Source organism: Haloarcula sp. Atlit-47R (genome assembly GCF_003665985.1).
GTDB lineage: Archaea > Halobacteriota > Halobacteria > Halobacteriales > Haloarculaceae > Haloarcula > Haloarcula taiwanensis.
In genome coordinates this window covers 715,422-732,607 of the sequence record NZ_QPLQ01000002.1, presented here as the reverse complement: position 1 = coordinate 732,607, position 17,186 = coordinate 715,422, and the positions used below count along the sequence as shown (strand labels likewise).

The window sequence follows — 17,186 nt, the reverse complement described above, 5'->3', positions numbered from 1 at the left end:
TCCGCCTCAGGTCAGGAGCCGCGGGCCAAACACCATTAACAGGAGGCCGCTGATCATCGACACCGTGATGGCAATCGAGACGGCCGTCGTCACCCGCCGCCCGTCCGAGACTGGCAGCCGCGAGACGAACGATTCAGTCGACGCCCGAAGAATGTGGCCCCCGTCGAGCGGGAACGTTGGGATGAGATTGAACTGGCCGATGACGAGGTTGATCCAGCCGGTCCAGAAGAGGACGTTTGCGAGCAGGAACACCGGCGTCGCCCCGAGCGCCCCGAGCGGGCCCTGAACGGTGTAGAAGTTCGTCGCGATTCCGGTGAAGCCGGCAAAGTTGTAGCCGAAGCCGCCAGCGACGCCGATGAACGGAAGCAAGAGCGTGCTGAATATCCGCTGTGCGAACGAGAACTCGGAGACCGATGTCGGTGTGTCAGGCGAGCCGCCGATGAATTCAAGAAACGCCGCCGCGGGGTAGGCGTCGATGCCGAAGTCACTGACCTGGATGCCGCTGATACCCTGCTGGATGCCGACACCGATGATGCCGTTGTCGACCTGTTCGCTCTCGGCCATCGTTAGCTCGTAGGTTTCCCGCGAGCCGTCGACGTAGCCGGTGACCGTCACTTTGTCGCCGGGCTCTCCACCTTCAAGCGCCTGGATCAATGCGGCCCCGCTGTGCGTGCGCTCCCCGTTGACCGCGGTGATGATCATCCCTTCGCCGCTTGGCGCTCCGTCCCCGGCGAGCGGGCCGTCTTCAGCGACCAGCACGTACGCGCCGAGTGGAGTCGTGACCGTCTCCCCGGACTCAGTTTCGAGCGTCGCGACGGGATGGGTTCGGGCCGCCTGCTCGAACTCACTGCGGGTCGCCACTGCGGTCCCGTTGACAGAGACAATTGTCTCACCAGTTCCGAGTGGCGCACTCTGAAGCGCCGCGGAGACGACAACGGAGCGTTCGACGGTGACGGGTTCGGCATCTTTTCGGGCCACTTCGACAGTCTGTGCATCGCTTTCGCTGAGCACCGATTCGAGTTCCTGCTGGTTTTCGACAGACTGGCCGTTGACCGCTGTGATAACGTCACCTGACTTGATGTCCGAATCAGCGGCGGGGGTTCCACTGATTGGGCTTCCGACCGGAACGCCATCGACGACAGAGATAGCACCGGCAACTGGTCCGAACAGCAGCAGGAGCGTGATGATAGCGAGCGCGAAGTTGTTGGTCACGCCGGCCGTGTACATCCGGGTTTGTGAGCCGCGGTCGGTACGGAGGAGTTCGTCTTCGTCGGGTTCGACGAACGCCCCGATCGGAATAATCGCCAGCAGGGCAAGCCCCATCGACTCGATGCTGATGTCCTCGACCCGACAGAACAGTCCGTGGCCACCCTCGTGGACGACGAGGCCGAGCAATAGCCCGAGCACGATTTCGGGTGCGACCGACAGCGGGAGGAAGTCGTTCACGCCGGGAATCGCCAGCGCGTTTCGTGGCTCGTTCAGTGCCGAGGGCTGTGGGTTGACGAGCGCCTGGTAGGCTCCGAGCGCAACGAGGAGAAACGAGCCGACCATCACGACGAGGCCGAACCCGACGCCGAGGTTCCCCCAGGCGCGCCAGAACCGCTTTGGCCGCGCGAGCCAGTCGAGAACTGCCTTGCCCTTCTGCGTGTGGATCGTCGTAATCGGGCCGCTAAAACGGATATACTCGGGTACAACGCCGCGAGTCCGTAGCGCCATCGCGAGGAGGGTGTAGGCGACAAGGCCCGCGAGGACCCACGTCAACGTACTCACCATTTATCAGAAGATAGGTTTAGCCAAGCAAGAGGGTTTGGTTTGGGACACACTGCTGGCACAGAGCGGCTAACGGTGAAGTGACCTCGCCGCAAACGACCACACAATGTACGACCACATTCTCATTGCTGTCGATGGGAGCGACGAATCCGTCGCCGCCGCACGGCGTGGCCTCGAACTGGCGATGGACTTTGACGCGACTGTCGAGGCGGTGTATGTCCTCAATCAACGAGCGCGCAGGCTTACGCGAACGGACCCCGAGAGCGCCCGTCTCCGAGACCACGGCGAGTCGGTCCTCGCGGAAATCGAGTCACTCGCAGCCGATATCGGCCAGCCGGTCACGACAGAACTGCTGGCGGGAAAACCGAGCGTGCAGATAGACACGCGCGCTCGTGATACTGATGCCGGACTCATCGTTCTTGGCCGACAGGGGATAACTGGCCTCGGGAAGCGACTCCTCGGTGGCGTCACTGAACAGGTCTTACACCGGTCCGCGGTGCCTGTCCTCGTCGTTTCAAACGGGCCACAGCCGGACGACTTCGATTACTCCCGGCTACTGCTGCCGACTGATGGCAGCGAGAACGCTAAGGCGGCGACGGAACACGCTGCGGAGGTTGCGGGCCGGTACGACGCGACGGTACACGTGCTCAACGTCGTTGATATCCAGGCCGCCGGCGGCGCGTTCAACGCTGGCGGGCTGGATCAGACGTTCCTCGAACGACTCGACGAGAACGGACGTGACGCCGTTGCAGCAACCGCCGACGAAATCGGACAGTTCGCCCCAGATGTATCGGTTGCAACCGCGGTGGAACGAACGGACTCCCTCAACGGCGTCGCCGACGGCATCCGCGAGTACGTCTCGGACCAAGATATCGACCTCGTCGTGATGGCATCACACGGCCGCTCGAACCTGAAACGTCAGTTGCTCGGTAGCGTCACATCGCGACTTGTCAGAACTACCGATGTCCCCGTACTTGTGACACCCCGTTCGACCTGAGCAGGTGGACGAACCACCTGTTCTATGTATCGTGGGAACGTACCGCAAACCGGTGCCGGAACATGCCAGAAACATGTGGAATCTGTGGCGAGATGGTCCCTTTCGACGCGACCGTCCATGCACTGATTCACACGCATAGCGAGACCGGCGTCATCGACGCGTACGTCTGTGAGGACTGTTACGACGAACGGCTCGGACCGATGTTCGACCGACCAGATACGCAGCAACAGTCGTCCTGAACGCGCCGTTTCGCTCTGGTGGCAGCTCGGTAAGACCTGCTTACTCAGGCTCACTCGTTCTGACGGAACCGTTCCACGACGAACTCTCGGTCCAGTTTCGCGATGAACGTCCCGAGCTGTGGGCCTTCGGTGTCGTCGAACAGCAGCCGGTAGCCGGCCGAGAAGAACTCACCGATGTCGATGTCGTTTCGCTTCGCCGTCTCGTAGATCTCCGACTGAATCGCTTCTCCGTCGTGGCCCTCTGCGATGAAATCGGCCAGTTCGTCCAGCGCGGCCGCCGTCTCGTCGTCGAATGACACGTCGGGCATCTCGGCGCGCTTGAGTTCGTAGTTGAATTCGTTGTTCGTTAGGCTGGCCCACTCCTGGGCGCGTTCGACGCGGGCAAGCGCCTGCTCGACGGCCCACTCTGGCGCGTCGTCCGGGATGTGACCTTCCTTCCGGGCGATCTGCTCCCGGAGCGCCGGGTCATCCGTCATCCCGAGCACGGCCGCGAACGTGTAGGGGATCCGCACCCGCTGTTCCTGCGGTTCGTCTACGACCATCGGGTAGGCCTGCTCAGCGAGTTCCAGTTCGTCATCACTCCCGTCTGTCTCACCGAAGTAGCGCCGCTCAAACCGGTCGAACTCGTCGACGAGCTGGTCAACGTTCTCGACGGAGAAGTCCCGCTGCTTCCGCGGGTTTTTGACGAAGAAGTACTTGAACACCTCCGGTTCAAGAATGTCGAGCACTTCGTCGACAGTAATGACGTTGCCGGATGACGAGGAGAGCGGCTCGCCGTCGAGCGTGAACCACTCGTACACCATCGGGACCGGCGGCTGGATGTCAAGTACGTTCTCGGCAACATCTTCGCCGGAGGGCCAGGACCCCTCGGCGTGGTCCTTGCCGAACGGCTCGAAGTCGACGCCCAGAATCTCCCACTGGGCGGGCCACTCGAACCGCCACGGGAGCTTGCCCTCCCGGAGCGAGGCCGTGCCTTCGTGGCCACAGCCCTCAATTGTCTGGTCGCCGGCCTCGACGTCTTCACAGACGTACTCGATTTCGCCCGCGTCTACGTCGACCGCGGTGACGCCCTCGGTGAGCTTCCCGCATTCGGCACACTGTGGCAGGAACGGGACGTAGTCGTCGCCGACCTTGTTCTGATACTCGGCGAGCACCTCGCGGGCGCGGCCCGCGCGTTCGAGCACGCGGCGCGTGACTGCTTCGAACTCGCCGTCGGCGTACAGCTCCGTGTTCGAGACGAACTCCACGTCGACGCCGACCAGTTCGGCGCTCTTTCGCAGGAGCGTCGTGAAGTGCGCGCCGTAGGAGTCACAGCAGCCGAGGGGGTCCGGGATGTCTGTGTAGGGCTTCCCGAGGTTCCGCCCGAGCGCGCCGGCGTCGACCTCCCCGAGGCCGACGACGTTCCAGTCGAGGTCGGCGAGCTGTCGGGGGACCGCACGCAGGCGGTCTTTGTCGTCGGCGGTGAACACCTGTTGGACCTCGTGGCCGCGGTCCCGCAGCGCCTCGGCGACGTAGTAGCCCCGCATAATCTCGTTGAAGTGGCCGATGTGGGGGACACCCGACGGCGAGACGCCGCCCTTGATGACGATTGGGTCGTCGGGGTCACGCGCCTCGATGGCGTCGGCGACAGAATCGGCCCAGAACGCACGGGAACCGCCCCGGCCAACCTCGTAGGGGTCTTCCGCCATCTATGCCTCCGGGAGGATCTCAGACCCTTCGAACTCGCCGTCTTCGACCGCGCGCACGACGCGGGCTGGGTCAGCGCCGTCGAGCACTATCGTCCGGATACCGGACCGCTGGATGATTTTCGCGGCGAGCAGGTCGACCGGTGCGCTGCTACCGGCATCCATTTCGATGTCGGCGATCACATCGACGAGTTCGTCAGCGCCGAGTACGTCGAACCGCGTCGCGTCGCCGTCCTCGTTCGGGTCGGCGTCGTAAACGCCCGGAACAGACGTAGCATAGACGAGCAGGTCAGCGCCGACGTACTCCGCGAATGCGGCCGCCACGGCGTCGGTGGTCTGTGCGGCGACGATCCCCCCGAGAACAGGGATGTCCCCGCGACGGATGGCTTCTCGCCCCTCGTCGTAGCTCTCCGCGGGTGTCGGTGCCGCGCGGTCGTCCAGGGCGGCGATGAGCAGGCGGCCGTTCAGCCGCGTGACGGCGATGCCGAGCTGGTCGAGTTCGATCTCGTTGGCGCCAAGGTCGCGGGCGCTGCCGATGTAGTCACGTGCGGTCGGCCCGCCGCCGACGACGGTTCCGAGTGTATGCCCCTGTGCATCGAGCGACTGGATGGCGTCGGCGTAGTCGGCGACCCGGTCCGCATCGAGGTCCGGGGCCAGTACGCTTCCGCCAATGGAAACGACGACTTTCATTAGCCCGCCGTAACCGCGATGCACTCTTAAGGGTTGTCAAGGCCACTGACTGCCGTCTCTATAGACGGCCCCTTCTGGCCCCCACAGCGACTGCTATCCGCCGCGTACCGGCGCGGAGCTCCGTATGACGTGTGCCCGACGTGCTGACGCACGTCTGACGGCTCTGGCGTTCTACCAGCGAAACATGCCGTTTGTTCGGGTCACAGAGGGTGATATCTCTCTTTTACAGACCGTTCAAACCGCCACGAAAGTAGCGCCCAGATATCGGCTAAGAATACTTCGTAAAATGTCTAAAGGAATTTGAAACGGTTATAAAAAATGCGTTTTAGCTCGATTTGTCCTGAAAGTGACCGAAGTGACCTGAAGGTTCCTCCCTTTATATACTCCCGGCGGGGTTACGGAGGAGTGAGGTGACAAAGATGAGCGCTACCGCAACGCCCTCCGGCGAGGAAGAGCCCTCCAAAGAAGAGCGCCTGAAGTCGTTCCTCGCAGAGAAGGCAAGTGACGGCGAGATGTATTTCAAGAGCAAGTTCATCGCCGACGAAGTCGGTCTCTCCCCGAAGGAGATCGGTGCCCTGATGGTCAAGCTCAAGGACAGCGCGTCCGAGATCAACGTCGAAAAGTGGTCGTACACGAGCGCGACCACCTGGCGTATCGAGCCGGCGTAGGCGACTGGTCCCCGTGTACAGTTTTCGGACTCGTACCTGCTAACTATGTGATCGTTCGCGGAGTATTTGTGCCCGCATCGTTTACGAGTAGTCGATGAGTGGCTCTGCCGATGACCCGCCGTCGCCCGACCGACTGGCTGGCGTATTTTCTGTCTCGTCAGTGCGGCGGGAAGACGGCACCGTTCAGTATATCGGCGACCCGCTAGTGCCACCAGCCGCCGTCACTGAGCAACTCAGGCCGGTGTTCCGACAGCAGGGCTATGACGTTCGGCTCGAAGAACTCGGCCCCAAATCGGCTGTGACGGCTGCCACGACGAGCACTGGTGGCACTGCTGTCGTCAGCCCCGGAGGCGATGACACCGGCTCCGGTGGGCCGCTGGGCGCGCGCCGGAACCAGTACGCGTTGATTGCGGAACCAATCGACAGGGACGTGGGCGTCCCGTGGCTCAACATCGGGCTTCTGCTGGCGACCATCGCCTCGACGCTGTACGTCGGCGCGAGTGCCTGGTACTACATCCCGGTCGCTGAGACCCCATTTCGCATCTTCGAGGCCTGGCCGTTCGTCGTGGCGATGCTTGGCGTGCTCGGCATCCACGAACTGGGCCACTACGCCGCGGCCCGCTACCACGGCGTCGACGTGACGCTCCCGTATTTCATCCCGTTCCCGTCGTATCTCGGCACGATGGGGGCGGTCATCAACATCCGCGGCCGCATCCCCGACCGCACGGCGCTGTTCGACATCGGCGTCGCCGGGCCGCTGGCTGGCCTTGTCGCGACAACAATCGTCACGGTCATCGGCCTCTCGATAGATCCGATTACGGTCCCGGAACGCGTGGCAAACAGCGACACCGGCGTCATCATCACATTCAATTACCCGCTCCTGTTTCAGGCGCTGGAAGCGCTGGTGAACGCGCTGGGGCTCGGGACCGAGGTCGGCCCCGGCGAGTCGGTCCATCCGATCGTGTTCGCCGGCTGGGCCGGGATGTTCTTTACCTTCCTGAATCTCCTCCCCGTCGGGCAACTCGACGGCGGCCACATCGTGCGGTCCATCGTCGGACAGCGCCAGGAGACTGTCGCCGCCGCAGTGCCCGGTGCACTGTTTGCACTCGCCGGCTACCTGTATTTCACCCGCGACCCGCCGCCGGTCGGCTTCGGCGTCTGGGGTCTGTGGGTGTTCTGGGGCCTGTTCGCTACCGGACTCGCGTATGCGGGTCCCGCCAGACCGACCGTGGACACGACGCTGGACCGACGGCGGACGCTGCTGGGGCTGTTTACGTTCCTGCTTGGGCTGGCCTGTTTCACGCCGGTTCCGTTCGAGATCAGCGCGATCTGACCGGTCGCTCGCGTCGCTGACGGCACGCTCTCAGTGTGAATACCCTTGATCTGGAAGCGGCTCGCCGTCGAGCGTGACGCCGCGCTCGGTGGCCGTACCGATCCGGTGAAGCGGGCACGGCACTGCCGCTCTGGCTCCGGACATGGCAGACTCGGGCAGCGTACACACCAGCTCGAAGTCCTCGCCGAAGAACACACCGAACTCCCTGCGCTCCTGTTCAGTTTCCGCGAGCGCGTTGGCCTGTGCGTCTATCGGCAGTGGCTCCTCGATAGCGAAGCCACAGCCGCTGGCCTCGGCTAACTGGTGGAGCGAGCGGGCCAGCCCGTCGCTCGAATCCATCATGGCTGTCGCGTGCGGTCGGAGCGCGACGCCAGCGCGTACGCGCGGCTCGAACCGGAAGAGGTCGTTCGCCCGGCCAGCCTCGCCCCGGTCGAACAGTTCGAGGGCGGCGGCTGAGCGACCGAGCGTGCCAGTGACACAGACCGCGTCGCCCGGCGTCGCGCCCGAGCGCCGGACTGGGGCAGCCGCGGAGCCGATGGCTGTCGTCGCGACGGTAAACTCGTCGTGGCTGTCCAGGTCGCCACCGACGTACTCTGCGCCGACCGCGTGACACACGTCCTGTGCGCCGTCGATGAACGCGCCGAGTTCGTCCCCCTCGAACGTCGGCGCGCCGTACGCGGCCACCGCGGCGGTCGCGTCGGCCCCCATGGCGGCCACGTCCGACAGCGAGGCCGCGACGGCTCGCCAGCCAGCCGTGTAGCGGGTCGTCCCCGCCGGGAAGTCCGTCCGCTCGTGGAGCATGTCGGTCGTGATGACCTGGTCGTCCACGACGGCGCAGTCGTCGCCCGCGTCGGGAAGCCGGTCGGCGAGGTCGGCGAGTGCAGCCCGCTCGTCCATACCCCGTCGTCGAGTCCCCGGGGCAAAACCCCCGTGGATATCCCTCGGCGAGACAGGGTCGGTGGGTTGAAATCGGAGACTGCCAATCCCATCCACATGGATGGGAACCGGATGGCGACTGTCGTCGGGTTCGCGGCAGCGCTCGCCGTCCTCGCGGGGCTGGTGTGGCTTGTCGGCATCGACGAGACGGTGGACGCGCTCGCGACAGCGGACCCGGCGGCGCTGCTCGCCGTCGCAGGCATCGCCATACTGTGGCTCGTCTCGTGGGGGTTAGCGCTGTGGACGGTCCTGCAGGCGCTGGGTGCATCGATGGCACCACACACTGCCGTGCTTGTGTTCGTCGCCGCCGTGTTCTCGAACAACGTCACGCCCTTTGGCCAGGCCGGCGGCGAGCCGCTGAGCGCGCTGTTGATTTCGACGGCCGCCGACTCCGAGTACGAGACCGGGCTGGCGGCTATCGCCACTGTCGATACGGTCCACTTCCTGCCGTCGGTCGGGTACGCCATCGTCGGCTTCACGTTCGTCGCCGTCGGTGCGGTCCAGTTGACCCGTAACCTGGCGTTTGCCGCCGGTGCTGTCGCGGTACTCGCGGTCGGCATCCCCATCGCCGCCGTTCTGGGCTGGCGACACCGGGACCGCATTCAGGCGGCGGTCGTTCGCGGTGTCGCACCCGCCTTCGCCGCGCTGTCGAGCGTCGTGCCCCGATGGTCACCGCCGTCCGCCGAAAACATCGAGGCGCGAATCGAGGGGTTCTTTTCGGCCATCGAGCGCATTGCGACCGACCGCCGGACGGTCCTCCAGACCTTCGGGCTCTCGGCGTTTGGCTGGGTCTGCCTGTCGGCGTCGCTGTGGACGTCACTGTACGCCGTTGGGGTATCGGTCCCAGTCGAAGTTGTCCTGCTTGTCGTCCCCGTCGGCAGCATCGCCAGCGTCGTCCCGCTCCCCGGTGGGTCCGGCGCTATCGAGACGGTGCTCGTGACGCTGCTCGTCTCGACGGCCCCGGTTTCGGCCGCACTCGCTACCTCTGCAGTACTGATCCACCGCGTCGGAAGCTACCTGTTGCCGACAATTATCGGCGGCGGCGTCGCCGCTGCACTCAGCGTAGACCAGGCGACTTCGCTTGAGGAGTGATTGCCGCGGTTCGTGGTATGAGCATCGCTGTCCTACGGGCGAGTGAACGGTTCACGCCCGCCGACTGCGAACGACGCGTTTAAATGACGGCGACGGAAAGCATTCTGCAATGGCTACACTCTACGACGTTCCCCCCGAGGAACTCATCGAGGCACTCACGGAGACGCTCGCAGACGAAGACGACATCGAAGCGCCGGACTGGGCCGAATACACGAAGACTGGCGTCGACCGCGAACTCCCACCCGAGCAGGAGGACTTCTGGGCCCGACGCGCAGCTAGCCTCCTCCGGAAAGTTGCCGTCGACGGCCCTGTGGGCGTCAACGCCCTCCGCTCCGAGTACGGCACCTCGAAGCAGGGGACGACCCGCTACCGCGTCCGCCCCCACCAGAAGACCAAGGGCTCGGGCAACATCATCCGGACGGCGCTCCAGCAGCTCGAAGACGCCGGCTACGTCGAGACCAGCGAGAACGACGGCCGCCGCGTCACCGGCGAGGGTCGCAGCCTCCTTGACGACACCGCGGGCGACCTCCTGACCGAACTCGACCGTCCGGAACTCGAACGCTACGCGTAACTGACGCCCTTCTGGCTGTTTTGCACCTGTCCTGTAGTCCCTGCTCCGAAATCGTTTTCCGACCGACCCCAGTATTTTTACACAACTATGAGTGGCGACCCCAGCGAGGAAGAACTCGAAGAGCTCCGGAAAAAGAAGATGGAGCAGCTCAAGGAACAGCAGGGCGGCGAGAGCGAGGGGCAGGAGGCCGCACAACAGCAGGCCGAAGCCCAGAAGCAGGCGGTTCTCAAGCAGAACCTCACGGACGGCGCTCGCAAACGGCTCAACACGGTCAAGATGTCCAAGCCGCAGGTCGGCGAACAGATAGAACAGCAGGTCGTCGCGCTGGCCCGCAGCGGCCGTGTGCAGGGGCAGATAGACGAAGACCAGATGAAGGAACTCCTCTCGGAGCTGACGCCCGACTCCAAGAGCTTCGACATCAAGCGCCGGTAGATGCGCTGTGCCCTGTTGTACAGCGGCGGCAAGGACTCGACGCTGGCGGCGCTCTTGCTCGACCCTTTTTACGACGTGACGCTCGTCAGCGGTTCGTTCGGCATCTGCGACACCGACCCAGCTCGGGAGAGCGCGTCGGCCGCCGGCTTCGATCACGTGACCGTCGAACTGGACTTGGACGTGGCTCACGACGCTGCCGAGCGGATCCACGACGACGGCTACCCGCGAAACGGTATCCAGCAGGTCCACGAACACGCCGTCGAAACCGTCGCCAGCGGTGACTGGCTCACCGATGCTGATGGTATCGACACAGTTGCTGCCGTGGCTGACGGCACCCGCCGCGACGACCGGGTGCCGACGGTGGACCGCCCGCTCGCCCAGAGCGTCGAGGACCGCTTCGACGTGGACTACCTTGCGCCGCTTGCGGGCATCGGCCGCGGCGCTATCGACGCGATGGCCGCAGACAAGCTCATCGTCGAGAGCGGCCCCAGCGCGGAGGTTCCGAAGGCAGACTACGAAGTCGAACTCCGCGCACTCCTGCGGGAGCGCTACGGCGAGGGTGCCGTGGCCGACGTGTTCCCCGAGCACACGCAGTCGCGCGTCAAGGGTCTGCGGTAGCCGTTGGCCCCTCTAGGTACCCGCCCGGTCAGGCGATATCTCGCGTGGTATCCACGCTGATGCGGTCTGTGAGGTCGAGACAGATCGGCTCGGTGAGCGCTCGTCCCCCGCGGAACTTCGGAATATAGAGCCTGTTTTCGATGGCGTCGTCGCGTCGCTTCGTTTCGAGATCGAGCACGATGTCGCTCGTGTACTCCGTCCGGTGGCGCTGAGGCGGCGTCCTGCCGTGTTTGAGCGCGTACAGGACTGCGATGCTGCCGGTCTGTGTGAGTCTGGCCTGCAGCGTTTCGAGGAAGGCCCGATACTCCCCCGTATCGGCGCGTTCGAGTGGCTCAACCGGATCGATGACGAGGAGTGATCCGTCGGTGAGCCCCTCAACATGCGCAAGCGCATCGCTGACCGGGGCCTCACGGTCTAGTTGACTGACCGCGAGGTCGTCGTAGGTTTCTCTCCGCGACCGCAGCGCTGACGTGACCGTCGTAGGTGCCTGTTCGCCGGAGAGATACACCGTCTCTTGTCGGGCGACGAACTCGGAGAGAAACAGCTCCGCCTGGCTCGCCGGCTCAGCGAGCAGCGTGACGAGGCTTCCAGTCGGAATGCCGCCGTTGAGCTTTCGGTCCAGCGCCCGGACACCCATCTCGAATCGCTGTGTCACTGTCTCACCCCGCGCCGCGTCCATCGAGCCGCTGCCCATCCCATACGATATCTCTCGGTGGAGGCGACCTTTGTTGTCGCCTCTCTAATACGGGCCGTGTCTCACCTAGTCTGTCTCTACCTCTCTTACCGCCAGCGTGCACTGGCTACGCCGCCTGTGATAGAGAGGGGGCTGGCAAACGCAGTAATGGGCACACCGTAGCGAGTCGCTACCCGTCCCTCATCTGTGGTTCTGGTCAGCGTGAACGAACAGGTTCAAGCGCGCCCTCGCTGTAGGCGCGGGTATGTACGACTCCGTCAAGGGCTTTCGCGACTTCTACCCCGAGGAGATGCAGGCTCGGCGCTGGGCCATGGACACGCTGGAAGACGTCGCACGGCGGTACGGCTTCCGGGAAATCGGCACACCGGCGCTGGAACCGACCGAGATGTACGTCGACAAGAGCGGCGAGGAGATTGTCGAGGAGCTGTACAGCTTCGAGGACAAGGGCGGACGCGAGGTGGCTCTGACGCCGGAGCTGACGCCGACCGTCGCGCGGATGTTCGTCGCCAAGCAACAGGAGCTGTCCAAGCCAATCAAGTGGGTGTCGACGCGACCGTTCTGGCGCTACGAGGAGCCCCAGCAGGGCCGGTTCCGGGAGTTCTACCAGACCAACGTCGACATTTTCGGGTCGTCGGAGCCGACGGCCGACGCCGAAATTCTGGCCGTCGCCGTGGACATGCTCACCGACCTCGGGCTCACGGGAGAGGACTTCGAGATTCGCGTCTCCCACCGGGACATCCTCTCGGGCGTGCTGGAATCGTTCGGGGCCGATGTGGACGTGCCCGAAGCGATTCGCGCGGTCGACAAGCGGGCGAAAGTCGACCACGACGAGTACCTCGACGCGCTCGTTGAGGCGGGACTCAACTACGGCCAGGCCGACAAGTTCGACGAGATGCTCCAGATTGACGCCGAGGAAATCGAAACGCTCGCGGACCTCACCGGCTCCGAGGATGTCCGCGCGGCGACTGACAACCTCCAGGCAGTGCTCGATGCGGCCGAGGACTTCGGCGTCCGTGAGTACCTCACCGTCTCGCTGACGACCGCGCGCGGGCTGGATTACTACACCGGTATCGTCTTCGAGTGCTTCGACTCGACGGGCGAAGTGTCACGCTCAGTGTTCGGCGGTGGCCGCTACGACGACCTCATCGAGGGCTTCGGCGGCCAGCCGACGCCGGCCGTCGGGTTCGCGCCCGGCCACGCCACGCTCCAACTCCTCTGCCAGCGGGCCGGCGTCTGGCCAGCCGAGGAGCTATCGACGGACTACTACGTCCTGCAGGTCGGCGACACGCGTCCGACCGCAGCCCGCATCGCCCGTGACCTGCGCGAGCAGGGCCACGTCGTCGAGAGCGACGTTGCCGACCGCTCGTTCGGTGCGCAGATGGGTTACGCCGACGGCATTAACGCCGAGACGGTCGTCATCGTCGGCGAGCAGGACCTCGAAAACGACGAGGTGACGCTCAAGGAGATGGACGACGGCGAGCAGGTCAGCGTCCCGCTCTCCGAGTTCCCGGGCGACCACGACCGGCCGACGTTCGATGACTTCGCGGAGTAACGCGGCCAAGCGGCAGGCAAACGACAGTAGCTTTTTGCGACCGCCGTGTTGATTGTGCGACATGCAGCTCCCCTCCATCGCCCTTCCGAGGTGGAAGCTTGTCGCGACCATCGTAATCGTTTCGACGGGCATCAGCATGCTCGCAGCCGTTGTCGGACTCGGCAACATACTTGCACCGGCCTCGATTATCCTCGGCTGGTTTATTCTGGCTCCGCTCGTCGGCCTTCTGGGATCGAAACTACCGATGGTTGAGCCGCCAGAGGGTGAGCCAGAGACGGACGATGGCGACACGACCATCCCCTCGGAATCAGCGGTGGACCCGGTTGACCAGCTCCGGGAGCGGTACGCTCGCGGCGAACTAACCGACAGCGAGTTCGAGCGACGGCTCGACCGGCTGCTGGAAACCGAACCTCTCTCAGCGAACAGCGGAACCGAAAACAAGGCCCGTGAAACTGACAGGGAAGTATCCCTCGAAACCGAGTGACGGCATCAGGGTCTACTGCCACGTACCACTATCCCTGCGTGTGGCTGTCCGTGAGTGGTCCAGTCAGAGCGCCCGTTCCATCTCCATCTCCACGCGTTCTTTGGCAATCGTCTCGAAGCCGACCGACTCGTACAGCGCCCGGGCGACGTGGTTCGTGTTCGAGACGGAGAGCCAGACGCGGTCGAGCCCGTTCTCCTGTCCGTAGCCAAGGAGGACACGGATGAGCCGCGAGCCGATGCCAGCGTGCTGGTAGTCCGGATGGACGAAAATCGCCAGTTCCGAGGTGTCCTGATACGGGACGAGGACAGCGTGGCCGACGGCGCGACCCTCGTGCCAGACAACGACGTTCAGGCCGTCTCCGACAAGGTTCGGTAGCCAGTCGCGGATGTCCGCTTCCGTCCGGGGTGGGACGCCCTGTGACCGGGAGTCGGGCCCGAAGTCAACATACATCTCCACCAGCGGGTCGATGGCGCCGTCATAGGCCTCGATTGTCACCGTCCGCCCGTCGTGGTCGGTGAACGTTTCGGGCGGGCGGGGGAAGTCGTGATCCGCCGCAGCGGCGTTGGACATACCCCATGTTTCGTTCTCAGCATGCCTAAGTTCGTCTATCCTTCCCAGCGACTGAGATTCGGGTGAGACAAGTGGCTCGCAGTCGACAAATCGGTATGCGCGCCTATCGCGTGGCCTACGACGGTCGACCGTATCACGGGTTTCAACGCCAGCCCGATGCCGACACCGTCGAGGGTCGACTGCGCTCGGCGCTCGTTCGCCTCGGTGTCTGTGAGCGCGGCGGAGAGCTACCCGAACGGTACGCGGCCGCCGGCCGGACTGATGCTGGCGTCTCTGCGCGGGCACAGACCGTCGCCTTCGACGCCCCGTCGTGGCTCTCGCCGGCGGCGTTCAACGGCGAACTCCCGGACGACATTCGCGTGTGGGCAAGCGCTGACGTTCGCGACGACTTTCACGCGACCCACGACCCCGCTGAGCGCAGCTACACCTACTACCTGTACGCACCGACGGACGCCGACCGGCCCGGACACGACCCAGTCGACGACCAGCGGTGGGCCCACGCTGTCGATGCGCTCGCCGGGACACACGACTTTCACAACCTCACGTCCGACGACACCGGCACTGAGCGGACCGTGGACATCGACTGGCACCGGGACGGCCGGTTCCTCATCGTCCGCTTTACCGCCGGTGGGTTCTGCCGCCAGCTGGTCCGTCGCCTCGTCTCGCTCGCGGCGGCTGTCGCGGACGGCTCGGCCCCGCTGTCGAAGGTCGACCGCATCCTCTCGCCCGACCCCGTCGACGGCCCCGACGGCGTCCCGCCGGCCCCGCCCGAACCGCTCGTACTTTCGGACGTGTGCTACCCGGAGGTGACGTTCACCCGGGACGAGGACGCTGCCGCGGACGCACGAGCGGTCTTCGCGCGTCGGCGCGCGACCGCTCGAACAACTGCACGAGTCGCCGACCACATCACTGACGGACTGTAGCTCCCCGCCGCTGAAACGAAGGCTTACTTCGACCCCGCTCCAAGGGCGGGCTATGAGTTCGGTACCCGCACGGAGCGACATCGACGAGGCGTACAAGTGGGACCTCGAATCCCTCTACGCCAGCGACGAGGACTGGGAAGCCGCCTACGAAGAAGCGGAGGAACTAATCGAAGATCTGTCGGCCTACGAGGGGCGAGCCACCGAGGACGCCGCCACCCTGCTAGAGACGCTAGAGACCTACGAGGAGCTGATGCGGACGGTGTCGAACGTCGCCGCCTACGCCCGGATGCGCAAGGACGAGGACACGACGGACGACACCTACCAGGCCCTGACCGCCCGATCGCAGTCGCTGTCTTCGGAGGCCAGTTCTGCGGCCTCGTTCCTCGACCCGGAACTGCAGGACTTGGACTACGACGACATCGAGGCGATGATCGACGCGGAGCCGGCGCTGGAACCCTACGAGCACTACTTCGACGACGTGCTCCGGATGAAAGACCACACCCGCTCGGCCGAGGTCGAGAACCTGCTCGCGGAACTGGGCGAGGTCACCGGCGCGCCCGGCGAGGTGTACAACATGCTCGCCAACGCCGACATGGAGTTCCCGACCGTCGAAGACCCGGACGGCGACCAGCAGCCGATCACGCTCAACAACTTCACGACGCTGCAGAAACACCCCGACCGCGAGTTCCGCCAGCGTGTCTACGAGGCATTCTACGACGAGTGGGAGACCGTCCGCAATGCCGTCGGCACGGCCTACAAGAACGCCGTCAAGACCGACGTGAAGATGGCCAACGCCCGCAACTACGACACCGCCCGCGAGGCCGCGCTGGACGGCCCGAACGTCCCTGTCGAGGTGTACGACACGCTTGTCGACACCGTCCACGATAATCTCGATACGCTCCACCGCCACGCCGACCTCAAGCGAGAGTCTATCGGTGCGGATGAGCTTCGGATGTGGGACCTCTACGTCCCGCTCGTCCAAGAAGAATCGCCTGAAATCGAGTACGAACAGGCCTGTGAGTACGTCACCGAGGCCGTCGCGCCGCTGGGCGATGAGTACCAGTCGCGGCTGGCCGAAGGACTGGACTCGCGGTGGGTCGACGTCTACGAGACCGAGCACAAGCAGTCCGGCGCGTACTCCGGGGGCACCTACGACTCCCAGCCGTTCATCCTGATGAACTATCAGGACGACGTGGAGTCGATGTACACGCTGGCCCACGAACTCGGTCACTCGATGCATTCGGAGTACACCAGCGAGGAGCAGCCCTTCGTCTACTCCGGCTACGAGATCTTCGTCGCCGAGGTTGCCTCGACGGTCAACGAGACACTGCTGACCCACCATCTGCTGGACACCGTTGCGGACGAACGCCTGCGTCGCCACATCCTCAACGAGTATCTCGAACGGTTCCGCTCCACTCTCTATCGGCAGACGATGTTCGCCGAGTTCGAGCACCGAACCCACGAGATGTCCGAGGCCGGCGAGCCGCTGACGCCTGACCGACTGGACGACCTCTACCGGGAGCTGAAAGGCGACTACTATGAGCCCGCGGCGCTCGACGACCGCATCGCCCGCGAGTGGATGCGTATCCCACACTTCTACCGGGCGTTCTACGTCTACCAGTACGCGACGGGCATCTCGGCGGCCGTCGCGCTTGTCGACGGGATCCTCGATGAAGGCGAACCCGCTGCCCAGCGGTACATCGACTTCCTCCGGAGCGGCTCGCGGCAGTACCCGCTGGAACTGCTTCGCGATGCTGGCGTCGACATGGCCAGTCCCGACCCGGTCGAGTCCGCGCTCTCGACGTACAGCGACTATCTCGACGAGTTCGCCGAGCTGTTGTAGGGCGGCCAGCGGCGACTCGCTGCCTGCCCGCCTGTTCGAGCCACCAGTCTCACTGACCGCTACAGCCCCGCCTCGACACGGATAACTGT

General features: G+C 64.6%; 18 protein-coding genes. 12 read left to right on the top strand and 6 right to left on the bottom strand.

All coding sequences use genetic code 11. From position 1 onward, the window contains the following. Positions 1-6 precede the first annotated feature (6 nt). Complete coding sequence (locus tag DVK00_RS11425) at positions 7-1,773, bottom strand: site-2 protease family protein (protein ID WP_121577740.1); 1,767 nt, start codon at positions 1,771-1,773, stop codon at positions 7-9. Between the two features lie 103 nt (positions 1,774-1,876). Between DVK00_RS11425 and DVK00_RS11420 the strand changes: the two genes are divergently transcribed. Both DVK00_RS11420 and DVK00_RS21725 read left to right on the top strand, forming a co-directional pair. Then, on the top strand, positions 1,877-2,767 hold the full coding sequence (locus tag DVK00_RS11420; RefSeq protein WP_101349160.1) for a universal stress protein: 891 nt from the start codon (positions 1,877-1,879) through the stop codon (positions 2,765-2,767). A 62-nt stretch (positions 2,768-2,829) separates the two neighbouring features. Continuing rightward, on the top strand, positions 2,830-3,006 hold the full coding sequence (locus DVK00_RS21725) for a hypothetical protein (RefSeq protein WP_198560213.1): 177 nt from the start codon (positions 2,830-2,832) through the stop codon (positions 3,004-3,006). Positions 3,007-3,056: 50 nt separating this feature from the next. Here DVK00_RS21725 and lysS read toward each other — a convergent pair whose 3' ends face one another. After that, positions 3,057-4,694, bottom strand: a complete 1,638-nt coding sequence (lysS, locus tag DVK00_RS11415) for a lysine--tRNA ligase (protein WP_101349161.1) — start codon at positions 4,692-4,694, stop codon at positions 3,057-3,059. Beyond that, positions 4,695-5,381: a UMP kinase gene (gene pyrH / locus DVK00_RS11410; RefSeq protein ID WP_101349162.1), complete on the bottom strand. Its 687-nt coding sequence runs from the start codon at positions 5,379-5,381 to the stop codon at positions 4,695-4,697. It abuts the gene before it with no gap. Positions 5,382-5,800: 419 nt separating this feature from the next. Here pyrH and DVK00_RS11405 point away from each other — a divergent pair, with 419 nt between their 5' ends. After that, positions 5,801-6,049, top strand: a complete 249-nt coding sequence (locus DVK00_RS11405) for a hypothetical protein (RefSeq protein WP_004518404.1) — start codon at positions 5,801-5,803, stop codon at positions 6,047-6,049. A gap of 94 nt (positions 6,050-6,143) precedes the next feature. Then, entirely contained in the window at positions 6,144-7,382 is a 1,239-nt protein-coding gene (locus DVK00_RS11400) for a site-2 protease family protein (RefSeq protein ID WP_121536285.1), read from the top strand. A gap of 30 nt (positions 7,383-7,412) precedes the next feature. On the opposite strand, the gene thiL is transcribed toward DVK00_RS11400, so the two are convergent. Continuing rightward, positions 7,413-8,279: a thiamine-phosphate kinase gene (thiL, locus tag DVK00_RS11395; RefSeq protein ID WP_121577739.1), complete on the bottom strand. Its 867-nt coding sequence runs from the start codon at positions 8,277-8,279 to the stop codon at positions 7,413-7,415. A gap of 96 nt (positions 8,280-8,375) precedes the next feature. Between thiL and DVK00_RS11390 the strand changes: the two genes are divergently transcribed. The 4 genes from DVK00_RS11390 to DVK00_RS11375 all read left to right on the top strand — a co-directional run bounded on the left by DVK00_RS11390 (position 8,376) and on the right by DVK00_RS11375 (position 11,031). Then, positions 8,376-9,410, top strand: coding sequence for a lysylphosphatidylglycerol synthase transmembrane domain-containing protein (locus tag DVK00_RS11390; protein ID WP_121577738.1), 1,035 nt, complete (start codon positions 8,376-8,378; stop codon positions 9,408-9,410). 109 nt (positions 9,411-9,519) lie between these two features. After that, on the top strand, positions 9,520-9,981 hold the full coding sequence (locus DVK00_RS11385) for a 30S ribosomal protein S19e (RefSeq protein WP_053966456.1): 462 nt from the start codon (positions 9,520-9,522) through the stop codon (positions 9,979-9,981). A gap of 87 nt (positions 9,982-10,068) precedes the next feature. Then, on the top strand, positions 10,069-10,413 hold the full coding sequence (locus tag DVK00_RS11380; RefSeq protein ID WP_053966455.1) for a DNA-binding protein: 345 nt from the start codon (positions 10,069-10,071) through the stop codon (positions 10,411-10,413). Then, complete coding sequence (locus DVK00_RS11375; RefSeq protein WP_101349166.1) at positions 10,414-11,031, top strand: alpha hydrolase; 618 nt, start codon at positions 10,414-10,416, stop codon at positions 11,029-11,031. 28 nt (positions 11,032-11,059) lie between these two features. On the opposite strand, the gene DVK00_RS11370 is transcribed toward DVK00_RS11375, so the two are convergent. Next, positions 11,060-11,725: a transcriptional regulator gene (locus DVK00_RS11370; protein WP_121577737.1), complete on the bottom strand. Its 666-nt coding sequence runs from the start codon at positions 11,723-11,725 to the stop codon at positions 11,060-11,062. A 244-nt stretch (positions 11,726-11,969) separates the two neighbouring features. Here DVK00_RS11370 and hisS point away from each other — a divergent pair, with 244 nt between their 5' ends. Beyond that, positions 11,970-13,277, top strand: coding sequence for a histidine--tRNA ligase (gene hisS, locus DVK00_RS11365; protein ID WP_121536291.1), 1,308 nt, complete (start codon positions 11,970-11,972; stop codon positions 13,275-13,277). A 61-nt stretch (positions 13,278-13,338) separates the two neighbouring features. Next, on the top strand, positions 13,339-13,761 hold the full coding sequence (locus DVK00_RS11360; RefSeq protein WP_101349169.1) for an SHOCT domain-containing protein: 423 nt from the start codon (positions 13,339-13,341) through the stop codon (positions 13,759-13,761). 63 nt (positions 13,762-13,824) lie between these two features. Here the strand turns inward: DVK00_RS11360 and DVK00_RS11355 are convergent, their stop codons facing one another. Continuing rightward, entirely contained in the window at positions 13,825-14,331 is a 507-nt protein-coding gene (locus DVK00_RS11355; RefSeq protein ID WP_101349170.1) for a GNAT family N-acetyltransferase, read from the bottom strand. A gap of 95 nt (positions 14,332-14,426) precedes the next feature. On the opposite strand from DVK00_RS11355, the gene truA reads away from it, so the two are divergent. Further along, the gene (gene truA / locus DVK00_RS11350) at positions 14,427-15,254 is read left to right on the top strand and encodes a tRNA pseudouridine(38-40) synthase TruA (protein ID WP_121536295.1); all 828 of its coding nucleotides are present in this window, start codon (positions 14,427-14,429) and stop codon (positions 15,252-15,254) included. Positions 15,255-15,306: 52 nt separating this feature from the next. Continuing rightward, the gene (pepF, locus tag DVK00_RS11345) at positions 15,307-17,097 is read left to right on the top strand and encodes an oligoendopeptidase F (RefSeq protein WP_121577736.1); all 1,791 of its coding nucleotides are present in this window, start codon (positions 15,307-15,309) and stop codon (positions 17,095-17,097) included. Positions 17,098-17,186 lie beyond the last annotated feature (89 nt).